Origin of the sequence: Curvivirga aplysinae (assembly GCF_009711445.1) — a bacterium.
Lineage (GTDB): Bacteria > Pseudomonadota > Alphaproteobacteria > UBA8366 > Aestuariispiraceae > Curvivirga > Curvivirga aplysinae.
The window spans coordinates 1-7,506 of sequence record NZ_SMMC01000076.1 but is presented as its reverse complement, the minus strand read 5'-3'; the positions used below and the strand labels follow the sequence as shown (position 1 = coordinate 7,506).

The window sequence follows — 7,506 nt, the reverse complement described above, 5'->3', positions numbered from 1 at the left end:
TTGTAATAATGGATAATATTGATAAAAAGATTTTGGGACTATTGCAGGAAAATGCAGAACTCTCTGTGTCTGATATTGCGGATAGGGTTGGTTTATCTACAACCCCCTGTTGGCGTCGTATTCAAAATATGGAAAAAAATGGCGTCATTAAAGGACGTGTAGCGATATTAGATGCAGATAAGCTCAATGTTGGTGTGACGGTATTTGTCGCGATTAAGACGAATCAACATAATCCTGACTGGTTAAAACAGTTTGCAGAGGGATTAGAGAAAATTGATGAGGTTGTTGAAGTATATCGGATGAGTGGGGATGTTGACTATATGCTCAAAGTCCAAGTGCCTGATATTGGGGCATATGATAAAGTTTATAAGCGACTAATTTCGATTGCAGATATGTTTGATGTCAGTTCTCATTTCTCAATGGAACAAATTAAATACACGACGAAACTTCCACTTGATTATATTAGATGAATAAGGGCTGCGAATGTGCAGCCCTTAAGTTTATGGTTAAGATTTTGCTTTTTCTTCCTGATTGCAGGGGCAATCTCTGTTTAAAATGTCTAATGCGTTTTGAGCACCAGAATTATCTAAGCCCATTTCTATTAGGCGCTTCTTGATCTTCAGGCATAGACCTTTACCTTCAGGGAAGGTTTTATCGGTCCAAAATAAATTATCTGGATTAATGTAGCCGACAGCATCTAGGAAAGCGACACCATAGTAAAATGCGTCCCCTTGGCTATTATAGAAACTGAAATATCGGAATGTGCCATCAGGTTCTAGAGAATCGTTTAAACACCAGTCGAGCATTTCTTCTATATCTTTAACAGAACTTTCTTTTTGATCTTCTGTCATGTGCTCCCAGCCAAGTTTCATGATTCGGACCACATCCATACTATTATGGTTATTCATATGACCTTGTACGGACCAGCCAAATGGATAGGGCTGAGTTTTTATCGCTAACAGAGTGTCGATTAGTTCTTCCCAGAGATTAATTTTTCCTTTGCGATATTTGACGGTATGATAGGTGAGGCTGAGATCTGGTGATTTCAAGATTTTACCATCTACCTCAAACCATGCACCCCAAAAGCCCGTTGTCGGATCTTGCCAATCATCCAGAAATTTCGTGTATGCACCTTTATATTCATCTGTAATATCAAGACCATCTACGTATGTATTAACGTAATCACGTAGGTAGGATTTATATACTAATTGGGACATTGAGCCTGTAATTGCACCGATTTGATCACGATGATTAATACCAGTTTTACGTAAATTGGAGGTGATTAATGGCGTGAGATATTCTGTGATTTTTTCTCCCGTATTGATTGGTTCTAGAAAATCAAGTGGATATTCAGGCGCTGTAGAGTCTCCATCATTATATAAATATCCAATCGCATCAATCATAGCATCGCATTGTAGATGGAACATATTGTATCCTGAGCCGAAGGCTCCATTTTCTGGGTTCTGCCATGCAATGGATTGTGGTTGATCGATATCTTTTAGGCTTTCAATGGAAGCATGCCATTGATTTCTGAAGCCTTTGATATCGGCTGTTAAATTTAAATACCATTTAGTTTCAATACGTTTATGACGTGATGTGTAAAGATTGATTTGATCTTTGGGCGGCTTTCCTTGGTTTACAGTTTTCTCTTTACGAGCAATCTTATTTCTTAATCTATTATATTTTCGTGTCCCAATTTTCTGAAAGCGGGGGTATAAAGGTTCATACTCTTGGAAGCCTGTTGCGATGATTTTTTTAAAATCAGGGAATTGGCTTTGTCCAATTCTATCTAATACACGTTGCGTTGTCTTTGGGTGACGTATGATCGGTAACATAAAATACCCCTTATAAGTTTATGAACTTTGTCGATACTATTTAAAAGTATAACCGAAATTTTTGATATACCAAGAAACGGGTGGGGAATTGAGGCGAATTTTATCATTATGCATATATTAATAGATCAAAAGGTGCAGATATGACGCAGAATTCTTATGATAAAGTAGCTCAGGCTTTAGAGTTTATCGCTGATCATTGGGATGAACAGCCAGAGCTTTTGGAGATTGCGAAGCAAGTGCGCATGAATGAATTTAATTTCCAAAAATTATTTTCTGAATGGGTAGGGATAAGCCCTAAAAAATTTATTAGTGTCTTAACATTGGAACATGCCAAAAGATCATTAGCTGATAATGAATCGGTTTTAGGGGCAGCATTGGATAGTGGTTTGTCCGGTCCAAGCCGTTTGCATGATTTATTCGTATCTGTGGAAGCGATGACACCAGGTGAGTATAAACAACAAGCTAAGGGCTTGAAGATACGTTATGCATGGCATCAAGGGGTGTTTGGAGAAACTTTAATTCTCGCAACTGATCGCGGTTTATGCGGATTGGCGTTTTTAGATGACCGCGGGAAACAAGAATGCTTTGCAGATATGTCAAGGCGTTGGCCTATGGCGCAACTGATTGAAGACTTTGATTATACATATCCATATATGAAGCAAATCTTTCAGCATCCAGATCAGGTTGATCCGAGTAAACGCACAAAGTTAAAATTGTTTATAAAGGGTAGTGAATTTCAGGTGAAAGTTTGGCAGGCCTTGATGGAAATTCCGAAAGGTCAACTAGTCACTTATGGTGATATCGCTAAAAAACTTGAAATGAAAACTGGTGCTGCTAGAGCAGTTGGGACCGCCATTGGTTCTAATCCTGTCGGCTGGGTAATCCCATGCCATCGAGTAATTAGAAATACAGGTTATCTTGGCGGTTATCGTTGGGGATTGCCAAGAAAATTGGCTATGATGGGATATGAAGCCGCATCATAGCTCTGATCTCAATTTATTAACGAATGCCACCCCAAGCGATAAAGTGAGGATTTAAGAAATCTTCACGTTTTGCATATGTAAACGGTGTTTTGCCATCTTCGAGAGTGATTAATCCGCCTGCAGCTTCTAAAACTGCATGTGCGGCTCCAACATCCCATTCGCATGTTGGGCCAAATCTTGGATATAAATCGGCGGAACCTTCAGCGACTAAGCAAAATTTAAGGCTACTACCAGCATTGATTGTTTCTTTGAGTGTTCTGCCGTTCAAAAATTTCTCTAATAACTCAGGATCACCATGTCGACGACTCGCAACAATGGTAACACCATCTTCTTGTTCTTCTCGCACTGAAATAGGTTGAGGGGGCTCATTCCCAACCTGTTTGGTTGCGCCTTGTCCGACAATACCTGTATATAATGTATTTCTAGCTGGTACTAGAACCGCACCCAAAACAGGTTTTCTTTTGTCAATCAGAGCAATATTTACAGTGAATTCACCATTTTTGTTTAAAAATTCTTTAGTACCATCAACAGGGTCTACAAGCCAGAAAGGGTCGTCATTACCCACACTTGGCGCTTTACCCTGAGAGGCTGCTTCTTCACCAACAACTTTTATGCCTGGGGTCAGTTTTTCCAAGGCCGGTGTAATGATCTCTTCAGCTTTTAAATCTGCTTCAGTTACCGGAGAAGAATCTGATTTTGAATAAGTCTCAAAATCGGATTCGTATATATCCATGACTTTTGCTCCCGCTTCACGGATGATTTTGATAACTTCTTCCATCAATGTTTCTGGTGCAGCATAAGAGGTCATGTGATTAATTACCTAAGGTTTTGTGTGAATATAAATATTTTATCAATTTCGTTAATATTTTGATTAAGGAAAGAAATCAAGAGCTGTGTTTTTTTCGAATTGTTAAGAAAACGTAATCTTTCGTAAGTAAGTAATACTAGAATGCTGAGAAAGATAGCTAAGCTACTTGTTTGTCAATGCAGAATATGGCAATTAAAGTCGCTTGGTACTACACAATATGGAATGCAAGATGTTATCTTCAAAAGTAACAAAGGCCGTTTTCCCGGTAGCTGGTTTCGGTACTCGAATGTTACCTGCTACTAAATCAATCCCAAAGGAAATGTTACCTGTGGTCGATAAACCGCTTATTCAATACGCTGTTGAAGAAGCAATTGAGGCGGGAATTGAGGAAATTATTTTCGTAACTGGTCGTAACAAACAGGCAATCGAAGATCATTTTGATATTTCTTATGAGTTAGAAGACAGTCTGCGAAAACGTGGAAAAAATGAGGCCTTGCAACAAGTTACCGAATTCCTACAAGAACCTGGCCGTATTAAATATGTGCGACAAATGCGACCTTTGGGTCTCGGACATGCGGTTTTATGTGCGAAAGACCTAATAGGAGACGAACCATTTGCTATTATGTCTACTGATGATTTAATGATGTATAATGGACAGGAACCATGCATCAAGCAGTTAATAAATGCGCATGATGATACTGGCGGAAATATTGTTGCGGTCATGGATGTACCGCTGGAACAAACCAAACGTTACGGAATCTTAGATACCCCCAATCAAGATGCCGATTTGCCGATCATTGAAGGATTAGTCGAAAAACCAAATCCAGAGGATGCACCTAGTACACTTTCGATTACAGGAAGATATGTTTTATTGCCTGAAGTATTTGATTGGCTTGAAAAACAAAGTGCTGATAAATCAGGTGAAATCCAACTGACTGATGCAATGGCTAATATGATTGGCAGACATCCATTTCATGGCTTGCGTTATAAGGCAACATATTTTGATTGTGGAAACAAATTAGGCTGGCTTGAGGCGAATATAGCTTTTGCTGCAATAGATCAGCAAATGTCCCCTGATGTTCAATCTTTGTTAAAAAAATATGCCCGATAAGCGTTGAGCCTTATCATTAAAAGAAAGTAGTCTGATGAAAATTACAATGATTGGTACCGGTTATGTTGGTTTGGTATCCGGTGCATGCTTTTCTCAATTTGGTATTGATGTTACCTGCGTGGATCTTGATGAAGAAAAAATCAGTAAATTAAAGAAAGGTATAATACCAATCTATGAGCCTGGCCTTGACGATATGGTCAAAGAAAACGCAGATGCAGGTCGTTTGCATTTTACAACCTCACTTGAAGAAGGGGTTAAGGGGGCTGATGCTGTCTTTATTGCGGTTGGTACACCAACACGCCATGGCGATGGACATGCTGATTTAAGCTATGTTTATGCTGCCGCCAGAGATATTGCGATGGCCATAGACGGGTATACAGTCATCGTTGATAAATCTACTGTCCCTGTAGGTACTGCGAGAGAAGTTGCACGTATTGTTAAAGAAACCAATCCCGATGCGGATTTTGACGTTGTTTCAAATCCTGAATTTCTTCGTGAGGGCGCTGCAATCAAAGATTTTACAAAACCTGACCGTGTTGTGCTTGGGGTTGAATCTGATCGTGCTAAAGAGGTTATGGCGAATATCTATCAACCGCTTTCTTCTAATAATGTCGAAGTCATGATGACAGGATTGGAAACAGCAGAACTTATCAAATACGCAGCAAATGCGTTTCTTGCGGTTAAGATTTCTTTTATTAACGAATTAGCAGACTTATGTGAAAAAGTAGGTGCGGACGTTGAATCTGTTGCTCAGGGTATGGGGTCTGATAGTCGGATTGGTCCTCGATTCCTACAGGCGGGGCCAGGATATGGTGGCTCTTGTTTTCCTAAGGATACCTTAGCACTTGTGAGAACCGCTGAAGAAGCTGGAACACCTGTAAGAATTGTTGAAACGGTCGTAGACGTTAATGCAAGTCGCAAGAAAGCTATGGCAACAAAAGTTATTGAAGCTTGCGGTGGGGATGTCACAGGTAAGAAAATTGCCATATTAGGAGTGACATTTAAAGCTGAGACCGATGATATGAGAGATAGTCCTTCTCTCGATATTATACCTGCTTTACAAAATATGGGGGCCTATATTCATGCTTATGATCCAAAAGGTATGGAAGAAGCTCAAGAATACTTATCCGACGTAAATTGGGAAAGTAGCACATATGCAGCAATCAAGGATGCTGATTGTGCGGTTATCATAACTGAATGGAATGAATTCCGAATGATAGATCTTTCTAGGATGAAAGATGAAATGGCAAAGCCGATTCTTGTTGACTTGCGTAATATGTATAATCCAGAACGTATGAAACAATTAGGAATCGCTTATACTAGTATTGGACGCAAGTAAGTTTAGGCTGTTTTGCTTCTAATGGGGAAGAATATATAAAGGTTTAGGATCGTTTGAAATGATAGTTGGGCATCGCTTTGATCGAACAATTATGCGTGAATATGATATTCGAGGCATTGTAGGAAAAAATTTAACAACTGCAGATGCATTGGCTCTGGGGCGCAGTTTAGGGACTATCGCAGCAGGAAATAATGGCCAGCTGGCTGTTGTTGGCTATGATGGGCGTCATAGCTCACCAATCCTTGAAGAAGAATTATGCCGAGGCCTTGCTTCTTCAGGTATGTATGTTTTACGTGTTGGATTAGTGCCTAGTCCTGGATTGTATTTTGCCAGTAAGGTCTTAAAAGCTGATGTGGCCGTCATGGTGACAGGTTCTCATAATCCATCGGAATATAACGGCTTCAAGATGATGGTTGAAAATAAACCATTTTATGGGGAGCAGATTCAAGAATTACGTGAGCTGGCTTTACGCGGAATTTGGCGTGAGGCACGTGGTGGCGTGATGGATATTGGGGCAATCGTTTCCGGTTATGTGACACGTATGATGCGTGATTATACGTCACGTAAAGGTTTGAAAATCGTATGGGATCCGGGTAACGGTTCTGCTGCACCATCAACTATAGCATTGGCAAAACTAATGCCAGGTGAGCACTACGTAATAAATGATGAGGTTGATGGAACTTTTCCAAACCATCATCCAGACCCGACGGTTCCAGAAAATCTAGTGCAATTACAAGAAGCTGTTGCAGAGGCAGAAGCTGATATAGGTATTGCTTTTGATGGGGATGGTGATCGTATTGGTGTAGTCGATAGTCAGGGACGTATTTTGTGGGGGGATCAGCTTCTGGCAATATTGTCTCGTGATGTATTAAAGAATGTACCGGGTGCCTCTATTATAGCCGATGTTAAAGCGAGCCAAATGTTATTTGATGAAGTCGCACGCCTTGGTGGAGATCCGGTCATGGCGCCGACGGGTCACTCTATTATTAAATCTGAAATGGCAAAGCGTGATGCACCGTTAGCCGGTGAGATGAGTGGGCATATCTTTTTTGCTGATAAGTATTACGGTTATGATGATGCGCTTTATACTGCAGTACGTTTAATTAATTATCTTGTGGTTTCAGGTAAAAGTATTGATGAGTTACGTGATGAGTTGCCTCAAGTTGTTAATACGCCAGAAATCCGAATTGATGTGGATGAAAGCCGTAAATTTGCGATCGTTGATGAAATCAAAGAGCGCTTGTCTCAAACAGATGTTGATGTGAACGATATTGATGGGGTTCGCGTGAATGAAAATGGTGGATGGTGGCTTATAAGGGCTTCTAATACACAAAATGCACTTGTTGTGCGTTGTGAAGCAGAAGACGAATCGAGTTTAGAAACTCTCAAAGGTCGCGTGAAGGAACAATTTAGTCTTTCTGGTGTAAATG

At 40.2% G+C, this 7,506-nt stretch carries 7 protein-coding genes; 5 read left to right on the top strand and 2 right to left on the bottom strand.

Features of this window, described 5'->3' with window-relative positions; translation table 11 throughout:
* On the top strand, positions 1-470 hold a 470-nt coding region (locus E1160_RS01385; RefSeq protein WP_235914013.1), incomplete at its 5' end, for an Lrp/AsnC family transcriptional regulator.
* 36 nt (positions 471-506) lie between these two features.
* On the opposite strand, the gene E1160_RS01380 is transcribed toward E1160_RS01385, so the two are convergent.
* Positions 507-1,835, bottom strand: a complete 1,329-nt coding sequence (locus E1160_RS01380) for a hypothetical protein (RefSeq protein WP_155153201.1) — start codon at positions 1,833-1,835, stop codon at positions 507-509.
* A gap of 140 nt (positions 1,836-1,975) precedes the next feature.
* On the opposite strand from E1160_RS01380, the gene E1160_RS01375 reads away from it, so the two are divergent.
* Positions 1,976-2,818, top strand: a complete 843-nt coding sequence (locus E1160_RS01375; RefSeq protein WP_155153200.1) for a methylated-DNA--[protein]-cysteine S-methyltransferase — start codon at positions 1,976-1,978, stop codon at positions 2,816-2,818.
* Between the two features lie 16 nt (positions 2,819-2,834).
* On the opposite strand, the gene cysQ is transcribed toward E1160_RS01375, so the two are convergent.
* Positions 2,835-3,626 carry a 3'(2'),5'-bisphosphate nucleotidase CysQ gene (cysQ, locus tag E1160_RS01370; protein WP_155153199.1) on the bottom strand — a complete coding sequence of 264 codons (792 nt, stop codon included), beginning with the start codon at positions 3,624-3,626 and terminating at the stop codon, positions 2,835-2,837.
* Positions 3,627-3,855: 229 nt separating this feature from the next.
* Between cysQ and galU the strand changes: the two genes are divergently transcribed.
* From galU to pgmG, 3 genes are all read left to right on the top strand, one after another.
* A complete protein-coding gene (galU, locus tag E1160_RS01365) occupies positions 3,856-4,737 on the top strand; it encodes a UTP--glucose-1-phosphate uridylyltransferase GalU (RefSeq protein WP_155153198.1) in 882 nt (293 codons plus the stop codon).
* A gap of 34 nt (positions 4,738-4,771) precedes the next feature.
* Positions 4,772-6,076, top strand: coding sequence for a UDP-glucose dehydrogenase family protein (locus tag E1160_RS01360; protein WP_155153197.1), 1,305 nt, complete (start codon positions 4,772-4,774; stop codon positions 6,074-6,076).
* A gap of 58 nt (positions 6,077-6,134) precedes the next feature.
* Positions 6,135-7,506 (top strand): phosphoglucomutase/phosphomannomutase PgmG (gene pgmG / locus E1160_RS01355; RefSeq protein WP_155153196.1); only part of this gene is annotated, 1,372 nt, incomplete at its 3' end.

Excerpts from the sequence above, each read along its gene's own strand:
- E1160_RS01380 (WP_155153201.1), bottom strand. The coding sequence starts at position 1,835 with ATGTTACCGATCATACGTCACCCAAAGACAACGCAACGTGTATTAGAT.
- E1160_RS01375 (WP_155153200.1), top strand. The coding sequence starts at position 1,976 with ATGACGCAGAATTCTTATGATAAAGTAGCTCAGGCTTTAGAGTTTATC.
- cysQ (WP_155153199.1), bottom strand. The coding sequence starts at position 3,626 with ATGACCTCTTATGCTGCACCAGAAACATTGATGGAAGAAGTTATCAAA.
- galU (WP_155153198.1), top strand. The coding sequence starts at position 3,856 with ATGTTATCTTCAAAAGTAACAAAGGCCGTTTTCCCGGTAGCTGGTTTC.
- E1160_RS01360 (WP_155153197.1), top strand. The coding sequence starts at position 4,772 with ATGAAAATTACAATGATTGGTACCGGTTATGTTGGTTTGGTATCCGGT.